Here is a 19,658-nt window from a genome sequence, read left to right as displayed (position 1 = left end):
GCTTCGCGAGGTACCTTACCTTCGTCCCAACAAACCATTTCAGGGGAAGCCATGAGCGTTCAATTAACGCTGAAACTTTGTCACGTCGATGTCAAACAAGTGTTCAACTAACGCTGAAACTTGCCCCTTTATTCATCAGCATGATGCTAGCTCGCTGGACGGCAGCGAATTTGGCCTTGCTCCGGGCGGTGGAATTCGTGATAGCCTCTGGATTAAGGATTTTGGGGGTCTCCGGCCCGCAAGAAATGCGCTAGGTTAGGGTTTCTATTAAGAGGTATTCTATGGGTGATACGCCAATCCGCCGCACCAATGGGGCTGCCAATCCGCAGGGCGATGAGAGGGATGATCCCTTGGCGGAATTCGAGAGCATTATAGGGCGCAGCGCTCAGCGCTTTGAGCCGGAAAGCACGGCTGAAGATACGGAGCTCGCCTATTACCTTGGAACCAACCCGCGCAGCGACGGCCATCCTGCCCCTGTGAGGTCGGCAGCACCATCGCCGCAAAACAGAAATGATCCTCATAACAAGGATTTTCGTGATTTCAGAGAAGACGAGTTCGAGGCGGCGTTTCGCTCGCTTGAAAAGCAGACCTCTTCCGCGCCGGTGCGCGAAGGATCGGCCTTCAAGGAAGAGCCCGTTTTTGAGGAACCGCAGCCACAGGATTACTCGCGGACATTCGGGCAGACTTTTGAAAAAGAAATGGCCGGCAGTCCGGGTACCTCCGGACAGGAAGTCGAAACCCGCGCCGACGCTTTCGATTTTGACACGCGCTTCGTCACCGTCATCGCGGTCACGGGTCTTGTGTTTGTCGCCGTCATCGGCGCGCTGATCTACTCCTGGGTCGGCGCAACAAATACGGGCGAGCCAATCGTGATCGAGGCCGATACATCGCCCGTGAAAAAAATGGCCGCGGCCGAACCCGAACAGCCATCGAGTAACAAGCTGATTTATGAGCGCCTCGGCAGCACCGACGACAGCAATAACGAAAAGATCGTTTCACGGGAGGAGCAGTCGGTTGCCGCCCCTGCAACCCCCTCAGGCCAAAACTCGGTAGCGGAAAGGATAAGGAATCCGAGCGATGTAGGCTCCCCTGCGTCCTTATTAACACCATCAATACCGCCTATGCAGTCGGAGCCGGCGGTGGCTGAGCTGAGTGCGGTGCCGGAACCGGCCCCTCCCCTGCCCGAGACGGTCGACACCGAGGCCGATCGGGTCTTATATCACGCCGGCACGAACGCGCCGCCACATGCACCGCCCCCGGTGGGGACGCCGCCTGCGAGCACTTACACCATCCAGCACGGTGATACGTTAATAGCGATCGCCGCACATTTCTACGGCGATGCCTCCCAGTGGTCGGTTATCGCTCAGGCCAATCCTAAAGCGGACCCGAGGCGACTGCGGGTCGGTCAGGAAATCAAGCTACCTCATACTCGTCCTAGCCCATCGCGGTAGCTGTCTCAGCGCACCACAAGCACCGGGCAGTCGGCAAGCATTAGAGTGAGGGTGACGACCCGGGAGGTGATCCGGTGGACCGGGCGCGGAACCGACGGGCCAGGGGGACCGGAGGGGAGCGGCCGACGGCTTGGCCGAGACCCTGAGCGGCGGTAGACTGACGGGCATAAGAGGGGGATAGCAACCGTCGCGGGGAGCAACTTTGGGGGCAACCGTGAAATGCTATGGACCGGTGCGGCAGGGGGTTGTGGGGGGTTGTGAATACCGAACAGTCGGACTTTCAAGACGATCGGCCCTGGGGGGGGAGGTTTTCCGAGCCCACCGACGCCTTCGTGCAGAGTTTCACGGCCTCGGTCGGTTTCGACCGGCGCCTTTACCGCTACGACATCCAGGCCTCCATCGCCCATGCCCGGATGCTCTGCCACGTGGGGGTATTGAGCGACGCGGAGTGCGCCGCGATCGTGGGCGGGCTAGAGGAGATCCAGAAAGACTTCGAGAGCGGAAACGTCGCCTGGTCCGTCGCGCTCGAGGACGTGCACATGAACATCGAGTCCCGGCTCACCGAGCGCATCGGCGAGGTCGGCAAGAAGCTCCATACCGGCCGCTCGCGCAACGACCAAGTGGCGACCGATCTGCGTTTATATCTGCGCGCCGAGATCGATGCCGTCATGGCGCGGCTCGAAGCACTGCTCGGCGTGCTGCTCGATCTAGCGGAGCGCGAGGCGGACACCATCATGCCGGGCTATACACACCTCCAGGCCGCCCAGCCGGTGACCCTGGGCCACCACGTCCTGGCCTGGTTCGAGATGTTTTTCCGCGATCGGGGGCGATTTTCCGACTGTCGCCGCCGGGTGAACATCATGCCGCTCGGGGCCGCGGCGCTGGCCGGGACGAGCTTCCCCATCGACCGTGCCTTCACGGCGCGCGAGCTCGGCTTCGAGGCTATCGCCGAGAACTCGCTCGATGCCGTGAGCGATCGAGACTTCGCCATCGAGCTCTGCGCCTGCTCGGCGCTCGTCCTGACCCATCTGTCGCGCTGTTCCGAGGAGTTGGTGTTATGGTCCTCGCCCCAGTTTGATTTCATCGAGCTGGGTGATGCCTTTTGCACCGGGTCCTCGATCATGCCCCAGAAAAAGAACCCCGACGTGCCCGAGCTGGTGCGTGGCAAGAGTGGGCGCGTGTACGGCCATTTGATGGCCCTCTTGACCTTGATGAAGGGCCAACCCCTGGCGTACAACAGGGACAATCAGGAGGACAAGGAACCGCTCTTCGATACCGTGGACACGGTAGAGGACTGTTTGCGCGCCTATATCGAGATGCTGCCTTCCATGACCGTCAAGCGCGAGCGGCTGCGGAAGGCGGCGCGCCGCGGCATGATCACCGCGACCGATCTCGCGGACTACCTGGTTCTCAAGGGCGTGGCGTTCCGCGATGCCCATGCCATCGTCGGCCGGGCCGTCCGCCACGCCCTCGATGCCGGCCGGGACCTCTGTGATCTGACGCTCGCGGAGTTGCGTTCCCATTCTCCGGCGATCGATCAAGACGTCTACGCGGCGCTGACGCTAGAGGGGTCGGTCGCGGCGCGCGATCATTTCGGTGGCACCGCCCCCCGGCAGGTCCGCGCCGCCGTTGAGCGCGGCCGCCAGCGTCTAGCCGCGCTGTCCCGCTCGTGAGCGGGTCGCATGCGGGCGGCATCGTTCGCGTCGATGAGCGCTACCACTGGCTTTGCGGGGCGAATCGGCCGTAATGCGATGGGGAGATCATAAGCATGCAGATCCTACGGCGCGGCAACGAAGGGGACGAGGTTCGCCGATGGCAGCACTTCCTGCTCGGTCAAGGTCTTCTCGCGGGCGGGGTCGACGGTATCGTCGGACCAGTCACCGAGGCGGCAACCCGGACCTTCCAGAGGCGCGAGCGGCTCGAGGCCGACGGGGTAGTGGGGCCGCGTACCCTCGCCAAGGCGCTCGAGCGCGGCTTCGACCTCGGCTTCACCGATCCGCACGGCGGCACTTCGGGAACCGAGTTTCCACCGCCGGCTTCGTTCGCGCCCCTCGCCGCGAACGCGGAGCGTCAGGACATCTTCGGTAAGTTTGCGTTCGAGCGCATCGCTCCCGGCAAGGACGCGATCCGCATCCTCGGGGAGTGGGCCGGCGAGAGCCTCGTGAGCGTCGTGATCCCGCAGCTTCGGGGCATTGAGGGGGCGCCTAAGAATGGCCGCATCCGCGTTCATCGGCTGGTCCAGGAGCAGTGCCGAGAACTCTTCGCGGCGTGGGAGCGCGAGCGACTCCTCGGCCTCCTCAGGACCTGGGACGGCGGCTTCGTGCCGCGCTTCGTGCGCGGGAGTAGCACCACGCTTTCCAACCATGCCTGGGGAACCGCGTTCGACATCAACGCGGCATGGAACCCGCGCGGCGTCTTGCCGCCGCTCCGTGGTGAGGAGGGCTCGGTGCGTGAGCTGGTGGCCATCGCGCATGGTCTCGGATTTTTCTGGGGTGGCCACTTCAGCCGCCGCGACGGCATGCATTTCGAGGTAGCGCGCGTGCTCGGTTAAATCTGGCAGGATGCGCTTATGGAATGGGTGATCGTGAAATACCCTCGCGTGCGCGACGTTTTCATTGACGGTCGGCGCTCCGGACCGGCAAACCTGATGCTGATCGTGCGCGAAGGGACACAGACCTTCGATCTCGGCACGCCGATCGATTACCGGCCCTCTCGGCGGACGGTTGTCGTCACCGGGACCTCGGCGGCGGACCCTGCGATGATCGAATTCGAGCCGGTTTGATGAGACGCTCCGGCCGGTTCGCGGCGACGGGTCCGCTACTCCGCGGCTGGGTAGCTTGCGCGGCGGCGCTGTGGCTGGGCGGCTGCTACCCCGTCAATCCGGCGCTCAGCCGCTACGATCCCCATGCGGGTTATCGTTACGAAAACCTGAGCGCGGGGGACAGCGATAAAGCTTTCGTCGCCTTGAGCTTCTCGGGTGGCGGGACGCGTGCCGCCGCCTTCGCCTACGGTGTCCTCCAAGAGCTGCGCGTCACGGATATCGGCGGCGGGCGTAGCATGTTGGACGAGGCCGATGTGATCTCATCGGTATCGGGAGGCAGTTTCGCCGCCGCCTACTATGGGCTTTTTGGTCCCGAGACGTTCTTTACCGAGTTTCCGGACGCGGTCTTGTACCGCAGCATCGAGCGTGACCTGGTGCTGCGCGTGCTCGCCCCGTGGAACTGGCCCCGGCTGCTGTCACCGTTCTTCGGCCGCGGCGATCTGGCCGACGAGTATTACGGCAACTACATCTTTAAGCAGCGCACCTTCGCCCACCTTCCCCGCAAGCGCCCGTACATTATGCTCAACGCCACCGACATCAGCCGCGGGGCGCAGTTCTCCTTCACGCAGGAGCATTTCGACCGCATCTGTTCGGATCTCGGACCCCTGGCGATCTCGCGCGGCGTGGTGGCGTCCTCCGCGTTCCCCATCGGCTTCACGCCGATCACCTTCAAGAACCACGGCAAGGAAACCTGTGGGTACGAGGCGCCCGAATGGGTCGGGAATAGTCAACAGGATCTCGACGTCAATCCGCAGCTCTATGACCTCGCGAAAACCTGGCGCTCCTACGAGAGCGCGCAACACCGCCCCTACATCCATCTGAGCGATGGCGGTCTTGCGGACAACATCGGCCTGCGCGCGATCGAGACCGGGATCGCCTCGACCGGGTCCATGGGTTTGTACGAGAAGGTCAACTTCCGAGAGGTGGAGCGAATCGCGTTCATCATCGTCGATGCCAAGCCGGAGAGCGAGCCCGCAGCCGATCGCTCCGCGCGGCCGCCCGGGATCGTGACCGTCCTCAACGCCGCAGCGACGACGCCACTGGAGAATTATTCGTCAGACACTATCGAACGGATCCGGCTATGGTTCGACGAGTGGGATCGAGCTGCGCAGGATTTCGATGTCAGGCGCGCAGGGTGCGATCGGCTCGCGACGAAGATCTGCCGTAGCTCCGGAAGCGCTTCCGCGTGCGCGACCGAGCGCCGCGGCCAATGTTATGAGGAGGAGCATGCTTCCGAGATGTTCCGTCCGCCGCATCCCAAGCTTTACTCGGTCCATGTCCGCTTCGAGGCCATCCCCGATGCCGCCGCCAAGGAGTCGCTTAAGGGTATCGGAACCCGCTTGCAGCTGCCACGGCGCGAGGTCAACGATCTCATCTTTTGGGCCCGGAAGCTGCTGCGGGAATCACAGCCGTATCGCGATCTGGTCGCGGGGCTGCGCCAAGCGAGCCAGGATCGGATGACCGGGGATCGGGCGCCGTAATGTTTGGGCAGCGCCCCTTAAAATTCCCGATTGCAGAAAGCGCCAATCAGGAACAGGCATACCAATTTAGTCTTCTGAAAATTCTGCCGAAGCGCAGTATTCGACACATTGATAAGCGTCGACTGCAGGGGCTAGCTAGCCCTCTCCGGGAGGGAGGGGGATCTAGGGGGCGATTTACGACTGTGGTCAGTATGTAAAACCTGCAGCCTGAGCCTACCGTCCCGCACCCACCGCCGAAAGACACAGCGCCATCAGCACCCCTGGGCTCACGCCGAGCCCCAAGACCGCGAGGCCGTTCAAGCTCATGACGAAGCGCATCTCGCGACCACAAGCGAGCGGCGCGGTCTCCTCGGGGGTGTCGAAGTACATGAGCTTGATGATCCGGAGGTAGTAGTAGGCCCCGATGATGGAGAAGGCCACAGCGAGGACGGCGATCCACACGAAACCCGCGGCCAGGGCCTCCTTGATGACGAACCACTTGGCCCAGAAGCCGACGAAGGGCGGGACGCCCGCGAGGCTGAACATGAGCATCAGCATGACGAATGCGAACCAGGGGCTGCGTTCCGCCAAACCCTTGAAGTCCTCGATGCGGTCGGACTCGAACCCGGCCCGGGTCAGGAGGAGGATCATCCCGAAGGCGCCCAGGCTCATCAAGGCGTAGGCGATGACGTAGAACATGGATCCGGCGTATCCGGTCTTGGTCCCGGCCAGGAGCCCGAGCAGGAGAAAACCCATGTGGGCGATGGTCGAGTAGGCGAGCATGCGCTTGATGTTCCATTGAGCGATGGCCACGATGTTCCCGATCGCCATGGACAGGACCGCGAGCACCGCGAGCATCTGCTGCCAATCGGCCACCATCCCTTCCATGCCCTCGACGAGCAGCCGGAAGGCGATGGCGAAGCCCGAGAGCTTGGGTGCCGTCCCGAGGAACAAGGTCACGGGGGTGGGCGCCCCCTCGTAGACATCGGGGATCCACATGTGGAACGGCACGACGCCGAGTTTGAAGGCGATACCCGCGATCACGAAGACCAGGCCGAAAACGAGCAGCAGGCTGCGATCGACATGTTGATAAAGCGAGGTGGCGACCGCGTGGAGGTCCAGGCTGCCGGTCACGCCGTAGAGGATCGAGATCCCATAGAGCATCATGCCCGAGGCGAGTGCCCCGAGCACGAAATACTTCATCGCTGCCTCGGAAGCGGCCGCGGAGTCCCGGTGCATGGCGACCATGGCATAGAGCGAGAGGGACATAAGCTCCAGGCCGAGGTAGATGGTCAAGAAATTGTTGGCCGAGACCATCACCATCATCCCGAGCACAGCGAAGAGGCCGAGCACGAAATACTCGTCGCTCAGGAACGGCCGCGCCGCCAGATAATCCCGTGAATAGACGAAGGCCCCCATGGAGACGACGAGGATCGCCGAATTCAACACCGTGGCTAGGAGATCGCTGACGAACAAGCCGTGGAAGGCGAGACCCGGATTGCCGGAGCCGACAGCGATGGTCAATAGGAGCGCGGCGAAGAGCGTCCCTTGTGATAGTCGGTAAACGAGCCCGGCGCCGCGCCGCGACACGCAGGCGAGGAGGACCGCGCAGGCCATGCCGAGCACGACGAGCTCGGGGAGAGATAGGATCAGGTCCGACATGCTGCTTTCGTCTCGTTGAATTATGGCGTGATCAGTGCAGCCAATCTGTCTCGCAGCGGTGGGTCCGCAAGGGCCCCGCATGCAACGCCTGTCAAAGGCCCTCCCATTCGCTCCGACTCACATCTGCTTGTCGCAGGATCCGAATGAGCAGATCGCGAGCGATATCCCCTTGGTGGGGGTTGGGTATTCGAAGCGTGATGTCACCCTTTGTCATGAACTGATGTCTCCCACCGGAGTAAGGGCCTTCGAATCCCAGCAACTTTAGATAGCGCACCAATTCCCGTCGCCTGATCGGGCCTATCCGGGGCATCAAGCGATTTCTCGGATCTCCAGGGCTCGGCCGTCTATCACCGGCAGCGGCAGATTCTTGTAGACACGAAAGAGCACCCACTCCTCCAGGACTTCTTCCAACTGCTCGCGGCACTCTTCAAGCGTGGATGCATTCGCATATACGCCGTTGCACAGCGGGATTTCGCCATAGAACGAACCGTCATCAGTCAATACTTCATAATGTGCGTGCCGTAACGCCGCCTGGAGGTAGTCTCTTAACATGAGAAGATCCTCTCGCCCTCCTCCTCACAACCCCGTCACGGCCATTGCGACCTTCGAGTGCGAGACGTGCTCGACCAGGTGCTCGACCGTCGCGTGCATGACCTCCAGCATCGGCGCGGGCCACACGCCGAAGAGGAGCACCGCGGCCGCGAGGCTCCCGAGGATCACGAGCTCGCGGCGGTCGAGGTCCTGAAGCTTCGCGACGCGCTCGTTCTGCACCTCGCCGAAGATCACGCGCTTGTACATCCATAGCGTGTAGGCCGCGCCCAGGACGAGGGTGGTCCCGGCACAGAGCGCGAACCAGAAGCTCGCCTTGACACTCGTCAGGATCACGAGGAACTCGCCCACGAACCCCGAGGTGCCGGGCAGCCCCGCGTTGGCCATGCAGAAAACCATCATGAGGGATGCGAAGACCGGCATGGTGTTGACGACCCCGCCGTAGTCCTGGATCTGGCGGCTGTGGATGCGGTCGTACAGGACGCCCACGCACAGGAACAGCGCCCCCGAAACGAAGCCGTGGGAGATCATCTGCACCATCCCGCCCTCGATGCCCATCGCGGCGCTGCCCGCCGTCGCGCCGTTACCGGCTAGGCGGAAGACGAGGAAGAGACCCAAAGTCACCAAACCCATGTGGGAGATCGAAGAGTAGGCGATGAGCTTCTTCATGTCCTCCTGCGCCAGCGCCACGAAACCGATGTAGACGATTGCGATGAGCGAAAGCGCGATCATGAGTCCGTGGAGGGCTTGGCTGCCATCGGGGACGATGGGGAGTGAGAAGCGCAAGAAACCGTATCCGCCCATTTTCAGCATGATGGCCGCGAGGATCACCGAGCCGCCGGTCGGGGCCTCGACGTGGGCGTCGGGGAGCCAGGTATGCACCGGCCACATCGGGACCTTGACCGCGAAGGCGAGCAAAAAGGCGATGAAGATGAGCTTTTGCACCGAGAGATCGAGCGGCAGCGCGTGCATCGCGAGGATCGAGAAACTCCCGCCCTTGTAATAGAGGTACAGGAGTGCGACCAGCATGAACACCGATCCCAGGAAGGTGTAAAGGAAGAACTTGATCGTGGCGTAGACGCGATGCTCGCCACCCCATATCCCGATGATGAGAAACATCGGGACCAGCATCGCCTCCCAGAAGACATAGAACAGGATTGCATCGAGGGCCGCGAAGACCCCGTTCATGAGCCCCTCCAGGATCAGGAACGCGGCCATATACTGGGCCAGGCGGTGCTCGATCACCTCGAAGCCCGCCAGGATCACGAGCACGCTCGTGAAGGTTGTGAGCAGGATGAGCGGCAGCGAGATCCCGTCGATCCCGAGGTGGTAATCGATGCCGAAGGCCGGGATCCAGGGTACGCGCTCGACGAGCTGCATCGCGTGGGTCGCGGTATCGAAACCGAAGTAGAGCGGGAGTGAGAGCACGAAGGTGGCGAGCGCGATGCAGAGCGCGAGCTTCAAGACCGCCGCTCGATCGCGATCCGCGAGGAACAGCACGGCCACGCCGCCCAGGATCGGCAGCCAGATGACGAGGCTCAGGAGTGGCATCGGCGCGTCACCGTCCCAGGCCGTAGACGAAGTAACCGAGGAGACACAGAAGCCCGATGATCATCGCGAAGGCGTAATGGTAGAGATAGCCGGACTGCACCTGCCGCACGACGCCTGAGAACCACCCGACGAAGCGCGCCGAGCCGTTGACCATGAGCCCGTCGATCAAGCGCACATCGCCGAGCTGCCAGAGCGCCCAGCCCGTCCCGCGCGCCCCGCCCGCAAAGACGCGGTCGTTGAAGTCGTCGAAGCCATACTTGCGGACGAGGAGGGCGTAGATCCACCGGAATCGATCGGCGAACCATCCGGGGATTCCGGGACGCCAGAGATAACAGACCCAGGCAGTGACGAAACCGAGCACGATGAGCACGAAGGGCAGCGAGATGAAGCCGTGCAGGACGAGGCGGAAGAGGCCGTGATAACCCTCTTGCATGCGACCGAGCACATCGTGGGCCTCGGCGACCTGGATCGAAGAACCGAAGTAATTGCCGAAGAGCATCGGTCCGATCGTCAGGGCACCGATCAAGACGGAGGGCACGGCGAGCACGATGAGGGGGACTATGACGATCCGGGGTGACTCGTGCAGATGCTCCTTGGTATGGTGGTCGATGCGCTCCTGGCCGTGGAACACCAGGAACAGCAGGCGGAAACTATAGAGCGAGGTCACGAACACCCCGCACAGGACCGCGAGATAGGCGATGCCGGCCCCCGGTAGCTGCGAGTGGTGCACGGCCTCGATGATGGCGTCCTTGGAAAAGAACCCCGACAGCCCCGGGAAGCCGATGAGGGCGAGCGCCCCGATCAGCATCGTCGCCCAGGTGATGGGCATGTATCTAGAGAGGCCGCCCATCTTGCGCATGTCCTGCTCGTGGTGCATCCCGATGATGACCGATCCGGCGGCGAGAAACAGGAGGGCCTTGAAGAAGGCGTGGGTCATGAGATGGAAGATCGCCGCGGCATAGGCGGAAGCGCCGAGGGCCACGGCCATGTAACCGAGCTGTGAGAGGGTCGAGTAGGCGACGACCCGCTTGATGTCGTGTTGCACGAGGCCCAAGAGGCCCATGAAGAAGGCCGTCACGGCCCCGATGACCAGAATGAAGCTCAAGGCCGTCTCGGAAAGCTCATAGAGGGGCGACATGCGCGCCACCATGAAGATCCCTGCCGTGACCATGGTGGCCGCGTGGATGAGCGCCGAGATCGGCGTCGGGCCTTCCATAGAATCGGGCAGCCACACGTGCAGCGGTACCTGGGCCGATTTGCCCATGGCGCCGATGAATAGCAGAATGCAGATGAGGGTCGGGAGCGACCATTCCGAATGGCCCCAGAGGTTAATCGTTTTCCCCGCGAGCGTCGGGGCTGCTTTGAAGACCTCGGTATAATCGAGGGTACCCAGGACCATGAAGATGACGCCGATGCCGAGCAGAAACCCGAGATCTCCCACCCTGTTCACCAGGAACGCCTTGAGGTTGGCCTGGACCGCGGACTCGCGCTTGTACCAGAAGCCGATCAAGAGATAGGACAGGAGCCCCACGGCCTCCCAGCCGAAGAACAACTGCAGGAAGTTGTTGGCCATCACCAGCATCAGCATCCCGAAGGTGAAGAGGTTGATGTAGCTGAAGAAGCGCTGGTAGCCCGGATCGTCGTGCATGTAGCCGATGGTATAGATGTGGATCATCCACGAGACGAAGCTCACCACGACCATCATGGTGATCGACAACTTGTCGATGAGGAAGCCGACGCTGAAGCCCACACCGCCGCTCGAGAGCCACGTGTAAACCACGCCGTTGAATGGTGCCTCGCCGTCGATGACGATGTCCTTGAAGCCCAAGAGCGAGAGGAAGAACGAGATGGCGACCGCGGTGATCGCCACGCGATGCGCCCAGGTGCGGCCGATGAGGTGCCCGAACACCCCGGCGACGATGGCACCCAGGAGGGGCGCAAGCACGATGGCGAGATAAACCGCACCCATAGGATTCAGCCCTTCATGTGGTCGAGGTCATCGACATTGATGGTCTGCCGGTTGCGAAACAAGACCACCAGGATGGCGAGGCCGATGGCCGATTCCGCGGCCGCCACGGTCAGGATGAAGAACACGAACACCTGTCCTGCGATGTCGTTCGCGAAATGCGAGAAGGCGATAAAGTTCATATTGACCGCGAGCAGCATCAGCTCGATGCACATGAGCAGGATGATGACGTTCTTGCGGTTGATGAAGATCCCGGCGACGCTCAGGCAGAACAGTATGGCCCCGAGGACCAGGTAATCGGAGAGGGCGGGCATGGGGAATCTGTTATCGGTCGTTCGGGCCCTATGTTAGCAGCATCAGCGGCCTAGTTGAAGGGAGCGCCCCGCGCGCTACCGGGGGGCGCCGGGGCGCGGGTGCGGCGTGCCTTGGGCCGTCCGTCCCGGGCAGGCGTGTGCCGGATGCGGTCGCGATTGTTCTTTATTGGAACGCGGTGTGTGCTACACTTTGCCAGTAGGGTCGGAGTTCTCCAAGATCAATGAGTTGTCTCAGGTCTGTTTTCCTCGCGATGATATCGCAGCGCGTTTGGAAGAGGTGCGGCGTGTTCTGGGACGTGAAGGACTGCTATAGGCCGAACTGTCCACGGCAGCGGGACGCGCGAGAAGCAGCACGCCGCTGACCGTGCGCGTTAGGCGCGCGTGAGAGCATGATCGCGAATCACAAAATACGGCTGGCGTTGCCAGACGATGCCCGCAGCATTGCAGAGATGTCTAGAGACTACATCGAAAATGGGCTGGGCTGGGTGTGGACCGAAGCCAGGGTGCTGAGGGCGATTCGTGACAAATCAACGAACGTCGCTGTAGTTCATGACCGCGGCTATGTCCTTGGTTTTGGAATCATGGCCTACGGAGACAACACGGCTCACTTAGTACTTCTTGGAGTTCACAAGACGCAGCGAAAAAGAGGTTTAGGAGCATCCATTCTCTTGTGGCTCGAGGAGTGCGCACTTATCGCTGGCATTGAACGAATTGAGGTTGAAGCGAGAGAGGACAGTGAAGCAGCACTCTGGTTCTACCGAGGTCGGGGTTACAGAGAGATAGAGAGGCTTTCGGGCTACTATCGGGGCATTGTCAATGGCGTACGGCTTGAGAAGAGGCTGTGGGCTCAATAGTGGTGCTGCGAGGGACATGGGGGCCCGCATCAAAAGAGGGTTGCGGAAGGGGATTGGCATGGACAGACATGAGGATCGGGATCCGATGGGATGGCGAGCGTCTTCCGGATTGCGGCTCATGGAGTGCACCCGGCTGCGCGTCAAGGACGTGGACTTCGACCAACACCAGCTCATCGTCCGGAACGGGAAGGGAACAAGGACCGGCTTGTCGAGCCTTGAAGACGCATCGACCCATCGACGCATGAGTCCGACACCGGCTCGGGCGTGAAACTTCGGTATGCGGCGGAGCGCGGGACTCAGAGGACGAACGGTCGTGGCGACCCTCAAGGCGCGAACGCCTACGCTGTCAGGGTGCGGTCAACCACTCGGTAACTGCCGTCCCCGCAGGCGCGCCATGTCCAGTCCGATGTCGCGGCGCTGGTCGGAGGCCAATAACGTTTCCAGTTTGGGAAAGAAATCCTCGTTCTCGCGCACGATGTGCTCGCGCAGGAGCTTCTCGAAGGGATGTGTGACTTGGGACAGGCGTTTGGGGTTTGCGATCTGCTCGGGGTGGCGGAGCAAGGGGGCCAGCTCGCCCCACGCTGCCTCGATCTCGTCGTGGTCCAAGGCCAGACGCTCGATCATCCCGTCGATGAGAAAAGAGCGGTTGACGATGCGCGGGAAGAGGGCTCGTTCTTCGTCGCGATGGTGCAGTGGCATGGCGTTTTCGTACCACTCGGCCAGGCGTAATGCCTCGGCCGCACCCGCTTCGTCGAGGCCCTGTTGCGCCAGGGTCGCGGCGAACGCCACAAGCCGCTGTCCTTCCACGAGGAAGCGCTCGTGGTAGGCGAGGAGGACCGCGAGGCCGTCACTAAAATCGGTCGCCGGGTCCTGGAATCCGGAGATACCTGGGGCGGAGGGGCCCTCGTGTGTCGCCCCGAGCCCAGCGGATCCTTTCACGAGCCCTCAGCGGTGGTAACGCACGAGCTTGGTGCGGACGATCTGATAGGGCCGGAACAGATAGCCGAGGGGCACGCTCCAGACATGCACGAGGCGCGTGAAGGGGAAGAACAGGAACACCGTGAGCCCGAAGAAAAGATGGACCTTGTAGATGAGTCCGACGCCATCGAGTAGCCCCGGATCGGCGCGGAAGCTGACGACGCTCTGGGCCCATTCGGCGAGGAGGACCATGGCGCTCACATCGCCATGGAAAGCATGGTAGGCCGACACGGGGATCGTCGAGAGGCCAAAGCCCAATGTCACGAGCAACCAGTCGAGGATGAAGATGTCCATGAGGCGCGAGGTGGCGCGCACTCTCGGGTTGTACATGCGCCGCCGCCACAGGATGACGCCGCCGATCATGCACAGCACCCCGAAGAGCGCCCCAACGCCGATGGCGAGGACCTGGTGGGACTCGTCGGAAACGCCGATGGCCTCCCACACCGCATGCGGGGTCAAGAGCCCCACGAAATGGCCGGCGAAGAGCGCCAGGATCCCGATGTGGAAGAGGTTGCTGCCGAGGCGCAATCGCTCGCGCTCCAAGAGCTGCGAGGAGTCGGCCTTCCAGGTGTATTGCTCGCGATCGAAGCGGATGAGGCTGCCGAGGAAAAACACGCTGAGCGCGATGTAGGGGTAGATGCCGAAGAAGAATTGCTGTAACCGCATGGAATGATGCCTATGCCTATGAGTCTCTTATAATTAGACTCTAAGCCGCGAGCTCGGATACTTTTCCGTGCCGCGCGACCATGCGAAGGAGCGCCGCATACGGGCTCTCCATGAGCACCAGGTTTTTCGCGAGCACGTTCGCCACGTCCGCCGTCTGCTCCAGGAAGTCGCGTGCGCTCGCCATATCCGGCAAGGTCGAGACGTATTCCAGGATCAAGGGGAGATAATCCGGCAGCTCGCCCCGGTCGATCTCGAAGCCTCGTTGCGTGAAGTACTCGGAAAGCCGCACCAGCGCCGGGCCGCGCGCGCGGTCCTGCTCCTCGAAGAGGTGATGGGTGAGATACAGGGCATTGTCCGGGGTGAGATCGAAGGTCTTGACGTAGTGGGCTTGAAGCTCGGTCGGTGGGAGGCCGCGAGCCCAGGCGAGGAAGGTCCGTAGCGCCTCGCGGTCTTCCCCGGTCGCTTGCTCCAGTGCCGGGATCGTTCCTTCTATCTCTCCCAGGTGCTCGATGAGCTGTGCTGTGGGGTACTCCAAGAGCACCGACAGGAGCTTGTAGAGCCGCACTACTCCGTCCCCGTGCGCCCGGTGGGCTCGGCCGGTGCGGCCGGCCTGGGACGCGCGCGAGGCATGAACTGCATCACCTTGACATCCGCGCCCTGCTTGCGCTTTTCGGGGAACAGCGAGAAGCCGTCGTGCCCGGCTACCGAGCAACTGTCGTTGCCGAAGGTGTAGCCCATCTGCCCCTGGAAGGCATGGGAGTCCTCGTGGCGCAGCTCGTCGTGGCTGGTCGGGATGACGTAACGGTCTTCGTACTTCGAGAGCGCCATGTAGCGGTACATGTCCTTCACCTGCGCCTCCGTTAGACCCACTTCTTCGAGGACTCTGAGGTCCGGTTTGCCTTCTACCTGTACCGATCGATAGTACTGGCGCATGGCGATCACGCGCTTCAATCCCCGCACGATGGGGGCCTCGGCACCGGCGGTGAGCAGGTTCGCGAGGTATTTGATCGGCATCCGTAACATCTCGAGCTTGGGGATCATGTGCTCGGGATCGGTGGGGATCGCCCCCTGGTCGATGCCCGCCTGCACGGGTGACAACGGCGGGATGTACCAGACCATGGGCAGCGTGCGGAATTCGGGATGGATCGGGAAGGCGACCTGCCATTCGATGACGAGCTTGTAGATGGGCGATTTCTGCGCCGCCTCAATCCAGGAATCCGGGATCCCGTCCACTCTAGCCTGCGCCACCACTGCAGGGTCATTGGGGTCGAGAAAGATCCCCATCTGTGCCTCGTACAGGTCTTGCTCGCTCTGGACCGCGGCCGCCTCACTGATGCGGTCGGCGTCGTAGAGGATGATGCCGTTGAAGCGGATGCGCCCGACGCAGGACTCGGAGCACACCGTCGGCAGCCCCGACTCCCAGCGCGGATAACAGGCGGTGCATTTCTCGGCCTTGCCCGATTCCCAGTTGTAGAAGACCTTTTTATAGGGGCAACTCGACACGCACATGCGCCAGCTCCGGCACTTGTTCTGATCGACCAGCACGATGCCGTCCTCCTCGCGCTTGTACATGGAGCCCGAGGGACAAGCGGCCACACAGGAGGGGTTGAGGCAGTGGTTGCAGATCCGCGGCAAATACATCTGGAAGGAGTGCTCGAACTCGGCGTAGATGCCCTTTTCGATATCTGCGAAGTTGGTGTCTTGGGCGCGCTTTTGGAACTCGCCCGCGAGGTCGTCCTCCCAGTTCGGGCCCCACTCGATCTTCTCCATGCGGCGCCCATCAATCAGCGAGCGCGGGCGCGCGGTCGGCGCGGCCTCGGCGAGCGGGCTCGTCTGGAGATGGGCATAGTCGTAGGTGAAGGGCTCGTAGTAGTCGTCGATCTCCGGGAGATCGGGGTTCATGAAGAGATTCATGAGCCGTTTGACCCGGCCGCCGGCCTTGAGCTCCAGCTTGCCGTCCTTGACCACCCAGCCGCCGTTCCACTTGCCCTGGTCCTCCCAGTTCTTGGGATAGCCGATCCCGGGCTTGGTCTCGACGTTGTTGAACCACACGTACTCGACCCCGACGCGGTTGGTCCAGACGTTTTTGCAGGTCACCGAGCAGGTGTGGCAACCGATGCACTTGTCGAGGTTCATCACCATGCCGAAGTTGGCGCGGACTTTCATTAAATGATCTCCAGTAGTTAGGTCCGGCCATAGGCGGGACTGAGGCCAGGCAGTTCGGGTGCCTCCTCGCGTGCGGCCAGCGGCAGGGACTCGGGCAGGTCTAGATCCCCGATCCCGGGCGGGTTCAATTGCCGCTCGCGCTCGGGGGTGAGCGGACGCTCCAGCCAGTCGATGGCGGTGTCCTCGATCTTGTGGAGCAGCACGTACTCGTCGCGCTGCGAGCCCACGGTGCCGTAATAATTGAAACCATAGGCGAGCTGCGCATAACCCCCGATCATGTGGGTCGGTTTGACGACCACGCGCGTCACGCTGTTCAGGATCCCGCCGCGTTTGCCGGTGGTGTTCGAGCCCGGCACGTTCACGATCTTCTCCTGGGCGTGGTACATCATCGCCATGCCTTCGGGGATGCGCTGGCTCACGACCACGCGCGCCACCGTCGCGCCGTTGCTGTTCAGGGCCTCGACCCAGTCGTTGTCCTTGAGGCCGATTGACTTCGCGTCGCGCTCGGAGACCCACACCACCGGCCCGCCGCGGAACAAGGTCAGCATGGTCAGGTTGTCGTTGTAAGTGCTGTGGATCCCCCACTTGCTGTGTGGCGTGATCCAGTTGAGCAAGAGATGCGGCTTGCCGTTCAGGCGCTCGCACACGCCCTCGGTGGCCCGGAGATCGGCCGGCGGACGGAAGGTGCAGAAGCCCTCGCCGAAGTCCAGCATCCACTCGTGGTCCTGATAGAAATGCGCCCGCCCGGTCAATGTCCGGAACGGGATGCGCTCGTGGATGTTGGTGTAGCCCGCGTTGTAGCTGACCTTATCCGACTCGACCCCGCTCCAGGTCGGGGCGGTGATGATCTTGCGCGGCTGTACCACCAGATCTTTGAATGTGAGCTTGTCGTCGCGTCGCCCGCTCGACAGATGGGTGTGGTCACTGCCGGTCTTTTTGTTGAGGGCCTCCCAGCCCTTGTGAGCGACCTCGCCGTTGGTCTCGGGGGCGAGCATGAGGATCGTGTCGCAGACATGGATATCATCGCGGAGCGAGGGCATGCCCTGGGTGATGCCGGGCTCCGTGATCTCGCCGTTCTGGACCTTGAGGCGCTCGTACTCCTCCTCGGTGTTCCACGACAGCCCCTTGACGTTATTGCCCTGTGAGACCATGAGCGGGCCGAGTGCACAGAACTTCTTGTAGGTCTCGCCGTAATCGCGCTCGACGATCTTGAGGAGCGGCAGGGTCTTTCCGGGGACGGGCTCGCACTCCCCGCGCTTCCAATCGCGTACCCCCATGGCCTGGCCGAGCTCGAAGGCCGAGTCGTGCATGAGCGGGATGCAGAGGAGGTCCTTGCGCCTGCCGAGGTGCTTCCCGGCGAGCACGGCGAAGGCACGGGCGATGTTTCGGAAGATCAGCCAGTCCGATTTCGATTCCCACCCCGGGTTCACGGCCTCGGTCAGGGGGTGGATGAAGGGGTGCATGTCGGTGGTGTTGAGATCGTTCTTCTCGTACCAGGTGGCCGTGGGCAGGACGATGTCCGAGTAGGCCCCGGTCGAGTTGAGCCGGAAGTTGATGTCCACCATGAGGTCGAGCTTGCCGATCGGCGCCTCGTCGCGCCAGCGCGTCTCCGTGCCCCGGGCATCCTCGAGCGGGTTCTGCATGACGCCGTTCTGGGCGCCCATCAGGTGTTTGAGGAAATACTCGTGGCCCTTGGCGCTGGTGCCGAGGAGGTTGGCGCGCCACACGAAAAGGTTCCTCGGCCAGTTCTCGGGGGCGTCGATGTCCTCGGCGGCGAAGCGCACCTCGCCGCTCTTGAGCCGGCCCACCAAGTGATTCACGATCTCCTGCTCGGTCTCGGCACCCGCCGCCTCGGCCTCGGCGCAGATCGCTAGCGGGTTTTTGTTGAAATGCGGGGCCGAGGGCAGCCAGCCGAGCCGCTGCGAGACCACGTTGTAATCGGCCAGGGTATGGCCGCGATATCTGCTCTTGGCGGTCGGCGCGAGCAGGGTGTCGGCCGAGAGGCGCTCGTAGCGCCACTGGTCGGTGTGGAAGTACCAGAAGCTCGTGCCGTTCATCTGCCGCGCCGGCCGGTGCCAGTCGAGCGCGAAGGCGATGGGCTGCCAGCCGGCCTGCGGTCTCAACTTCTCCTGCCCGACGTAGTGTGCCCAGCCACCCCCGCTCTGGCCCACGCAACCGCACAGGTGCAGGAGGTTCATGATCGAGCGGTAGGTCATGTCGTTGTGGTACCAGTGGTTTATCCCGGCCCCCAGGATCACCATGGATTTGCCGAGCGTCTTGGCCGCGTTGTCGGCGAACTCCCGCGCGGTGCGAACGATGTCGGCGCGCTGGACACCAGTCACGCACTCGGCCCAGGCGGGCGTGTAAGGGACGTCGGGGTCTTCGTAGCGCGCCGCGACATGGGCACCGCCCAGGCCCCGATCGACACCATACTGCGCGACCTGGAGATCGAACACGGTCGCGCAGAGGACTTCTTGGCTGTGGAGGATGAGCTTGCGGGCGGGGACGCGGCGGTTAAGCACACCCCCACCCTGGCCCTCCCCTGCGGAGCGGGGGAGGGTTAGGGTGGGGGTCGGGCTAAAATGCGGGAAGCTGACCTCGACGACCTCGTCCGAATGCCCGAGGAGCGAGAGCCGCGGGCGGATGCGCACGCCGTCGCGCTCGAGCTTCAGGTTCCAGCGGCCTTCCTCGCCCCAGCGGAAGCCGATGGAGCCGTTCGGGACCACGTATTCGCCGCTGTCCTCGTCCACGACCACGGCCTTCCAGTCGGGGTTGTTGGCCTCGCCGAGCCCATCGTCGAAGTCCGAGGCGCGCAAGAGCCGATCGAAGGCATAGCCGTCCCCGTGCGGGCGGAGCCGGACCAGCATCGGCAGATCGGTGTAGGCGCGGGCATATTCGGTGAAATAGGCCTCTTCACGGTCCAGAAAGAACTCCTTGAGCACCACGTGGCCCATGGCTAAAAACAGGGCCGCGTCCGTGCCTTGTTTGACCGGCATCCAGAGGTCCGCGAACTTCACGTATTCGGCGTAGTCGGGCGCGATCGCGACGACCTTGGTGCCCTTGTAGCGCACCTCGGTGTAGAAGTGGGCATCCGGGGTGCGGGTCATGGGGAGGTTGGACCCGCAGCAGATGATATAGCCCGCGTTGTACCAGTCCGCGGCCTCCGGGACATCGGTCTGCTCGCCCCAGGTCTGCGGGGAGGAGGGCGGCAGATCGGCGT

General features: G+C 62.8%; 16 protein-coding genes and 3 pseudogenes. 8 read left to right on the top strand and 11 right to left on the bottom strand.

The window, feature by feature from the left end:
* The first annotated feature begins 158 nt into the window (after positions 1-158).
* The 6 genes and pseudogenes from M3461_12305 to M3461_12280 all read left to right on the top strand — a co-directional run bounded on the left by M3461_12305 (position 159) and on the right by M3461_12280 (position 5,753).
* A pseudogene (locus M3461_12305) lies at positions 159-254 on the top strand (DALR anticodon-binding domain-containing protein).
* A 96-nt stretch (positions 255-350) separates the two neighbouring features.
* The gene (locus M3461_12300) at positions 351-1,451 is read left to right on the top strand and encodes a LysM peptidoglycan-binding domain-containing protein (GenBank protein MDQ3775072.1); all 1,101 of its coding nucleotides are present in this window, start codon (positions 351-353) and stop codon (positions 1,449-1,451) included.
* A 257-nt stretch (positions 1,452-1,708) separates the two neighbouring features.
* Positions 1,709-3,124 carry an argininosuccinate lyase gene (gene argH, locus M3461_12295; GenBank protein MDQ3775071.1) on the top strand — a complete coding sequence of 472 codons (1,416 nt, stop codon included), beginning with the start codon at positions 1,709-1,711 and terminating at the stop codon, positions 3,122-3,124.
* A gap of 95 nt (positions 3,125-3,219) precedes the next feature.
* Complete coding sequence (locus M3461_12290; GenBank protein MDQ3775070.1) at positions 3,220-4,002, top strand: M15 family metallopeptidase; 783 nt, start codon at positions 3,220-3,222, stop codon at positions 4,000-4,002.
* A gap of 18 nt (positions 4,003-4,020) precedes the next feature.
* Entirely contained in the window at positions 4,021-4,233 is a 213-nt protein-coding gene (locus M3461_12285; protein ID MDQ3775069.1) for a hypothetical protein, read from the top strand.
* Positions 4,233-5,753, top strand: a complete 1,521-nt coding sequence (locus M3461_12280; GenBank protein MDQ3775068.1) for a patatin-like phospholipase family protein — start codon at positions 4,233-4,235, stop codon at positions 5,751-5,753. The genes M3461_12285 and M3461_12280 overlap by 1 nt, the downstream gene beginning before the upstream one ends.
* Positions 5,754-5,966: 213 nt before the next feature.
* Here M3461_12280 and nuoN read toward each other — a convergent pair whose 3' ends face one another.
* From nuoN to nuoK, 6 genes are all read right to left on the bottom strand, one after another.
* Positions 5,967-7,394: an NADH-quinone oxidoreductase subunit NuoN gene (gene nuoN, locus M3461_12275; GenBank protein ID MDQ3775067.1), complete on the bottom strand. Its 1,428-nt coding sequence runs from the start codon at positions 7,392-7,394 to the stop codon at positions 5,967-5,969.
* A 91-nt stretch (positions 7,395-7,485) separates the two neighbouring features.
* A complete protein-coding gene (locus tag M3461_12270) occupies positions 7,486-7,704 on the bottom strand; it encodes a type II toxin-antitoxin system HicA family toxin (protein ID MDQ3775066.1) in 219 nt (72 codons plus the stop codon).
* On the bottom strand, positions 7,704-7,946 hold the full coding sequence (locus tag M3461_12265) for a type II toxin-antitoxin system HicB family antitoxin (GenBank protein MDQ3775065.1): 243 nt from the start codon (positions 7,944-7,946) through the stop codon (positions 7,704-7,706). Before M3461_12265 ends, M3461_12270 begins: the two co-directional genes overlap by 1 nt.
* A gap of 24 nt (positions 7,947-7,970) precedes the next feature.
* Positions 7,971-9,494, bottom strand: a complete 1,524-nt coding sequence (locus M3461_12260) for an NADH-quinone oxidoreductase subunit M (GenBank protein ID MDQ3775064.1) — start codon at positions 9,492-9,494, stop codon at positions 7,971-7,973.
* Positions 9,495-9,501: 7 nt separating this feature from the next.
* On the bottom strand, positions 9,502-11,463 hold the full coding sequence (nuoL, locus tag M3461_12255; protein MDQ3775063.1) for an NADH-quinone oxidoreductase subunit L: 1,962 nt from the start codon (positions 11,461-11,463) through the stop codon (positions 9,502-9,504).
* Positions 11,464-11,468: 5 nt separating this feature from the next.
* Positions 11,469-11,774, bottom strand: a complete 306-nt coding sequence (gene nuoK, locus M3461_12250; GenBank protein MDQ3775062.1) for an NADH-quinone oxidoreductase subunit NuoK — start codon at positions 11,772-11,774, stop codon at positions 11,469-11,471.
* A gap of 389 nt (positions 11,775-12,163) precedes the next feature.
* Here nuoK and M3461_12245 point away from each other — a divergent pair, with 389 nt between their 5' ends.
* Both M3461_12245 and M3461_12240 read left to right on the top strand, forming a co-directional pair.
* The gene (locus tag M3461_12245) at positions 12,164-12,628 is read left to right on the top strand and encodes a GNAT family N-acetyltransferase (GenBank protein ID MDQ3775061.1); all 465 of its coding nucleotides are present in this window, start codon (positions 12,164-12,166) and stop codon (positions 12,626-12,628) included.
* 103 nt (positions 12,629-12,731) lie between these two features.
* Positions 12,732-12,827: pseudogene (locus M3461_12240) on the top strand (integrase).
* A 158-nt stretch (positions 12,828-12,985) separates the two neighbouring features.
* Here the strand turns inward: M3461_12240 and M3461_12235 are convergent.
* The 5 genes and pseudogenes from M3461_12235 to M3461_12215 form a co-directional block, all read right to left on the bottom strand.
* Complete coding sequence (locus M3461_12235; protein MDQ3775060.1) at positions 12,986-13,567, bottom strand: hemerythrin domain-containing protein; 582 nt, start codon at positions 13,565-13,567, stop codon at positions 12,986-12,988.
* 6 nt (positions 13,568-13,573) lie between these two features.
* Positions 13,574-14,272 carry a respiratory nitrate reductase subunit gamma gene (gene narI, locus M3461_12230; GenBank protein MDQ3775059.1) on the bottom strand — a complete coding sequence of 233 codons (699 nt, stop codon included), beginning with the start codon at positions 14,270-14,272 and terminating at the stop codon, positions 13,574-13,576.
* A 40-nt stretch (positions 14,273-14,312) separates the two neighbouring features.
* Positions 14,313-14,837, bottom strand: coding sequence for a nitrate reductase molybdenum cofactor assembly chaperone (gene narJ, locus M3461_12225; GenBank protein MDQ3775058.1), 525 nt, complete (start codon positions 14,835-14,837; stop codon positions 14,313-14,315).
* Positions 14,837-16,438: a nitrate reductase subunit beta gene (narH, locus tag M3461_12220; GenBank protein MDQ3775057.1), complete on the bottom strand. Its 1,602-nt coding sequence runs from the start codon at positions 16,436-16,438 to the stop codon at positions 14,837-14,839. Before narH ends, narJ begins: the two co-directional genes overlap by 1 nt.
* Positions 16,439-16,596: 158 nt before the next feature.
* A pseudogene (locus tag M3461_12215) lies at positions 16,597-19,658 on the bottom strand (nitrate reductase subunit alpha).

This window comes from Pseudomonadota bacterium (assembly GCA_030860485.1).
Taxonomy (GTDB): Bacteria; Pseudomonadota; Gammaproteobacteria; order JACCXJ01; family JACCXJ01; genus JACCXJ01.
This window is presented reverse-complemented; position numbering and strand designations above follow the sequence as displayed.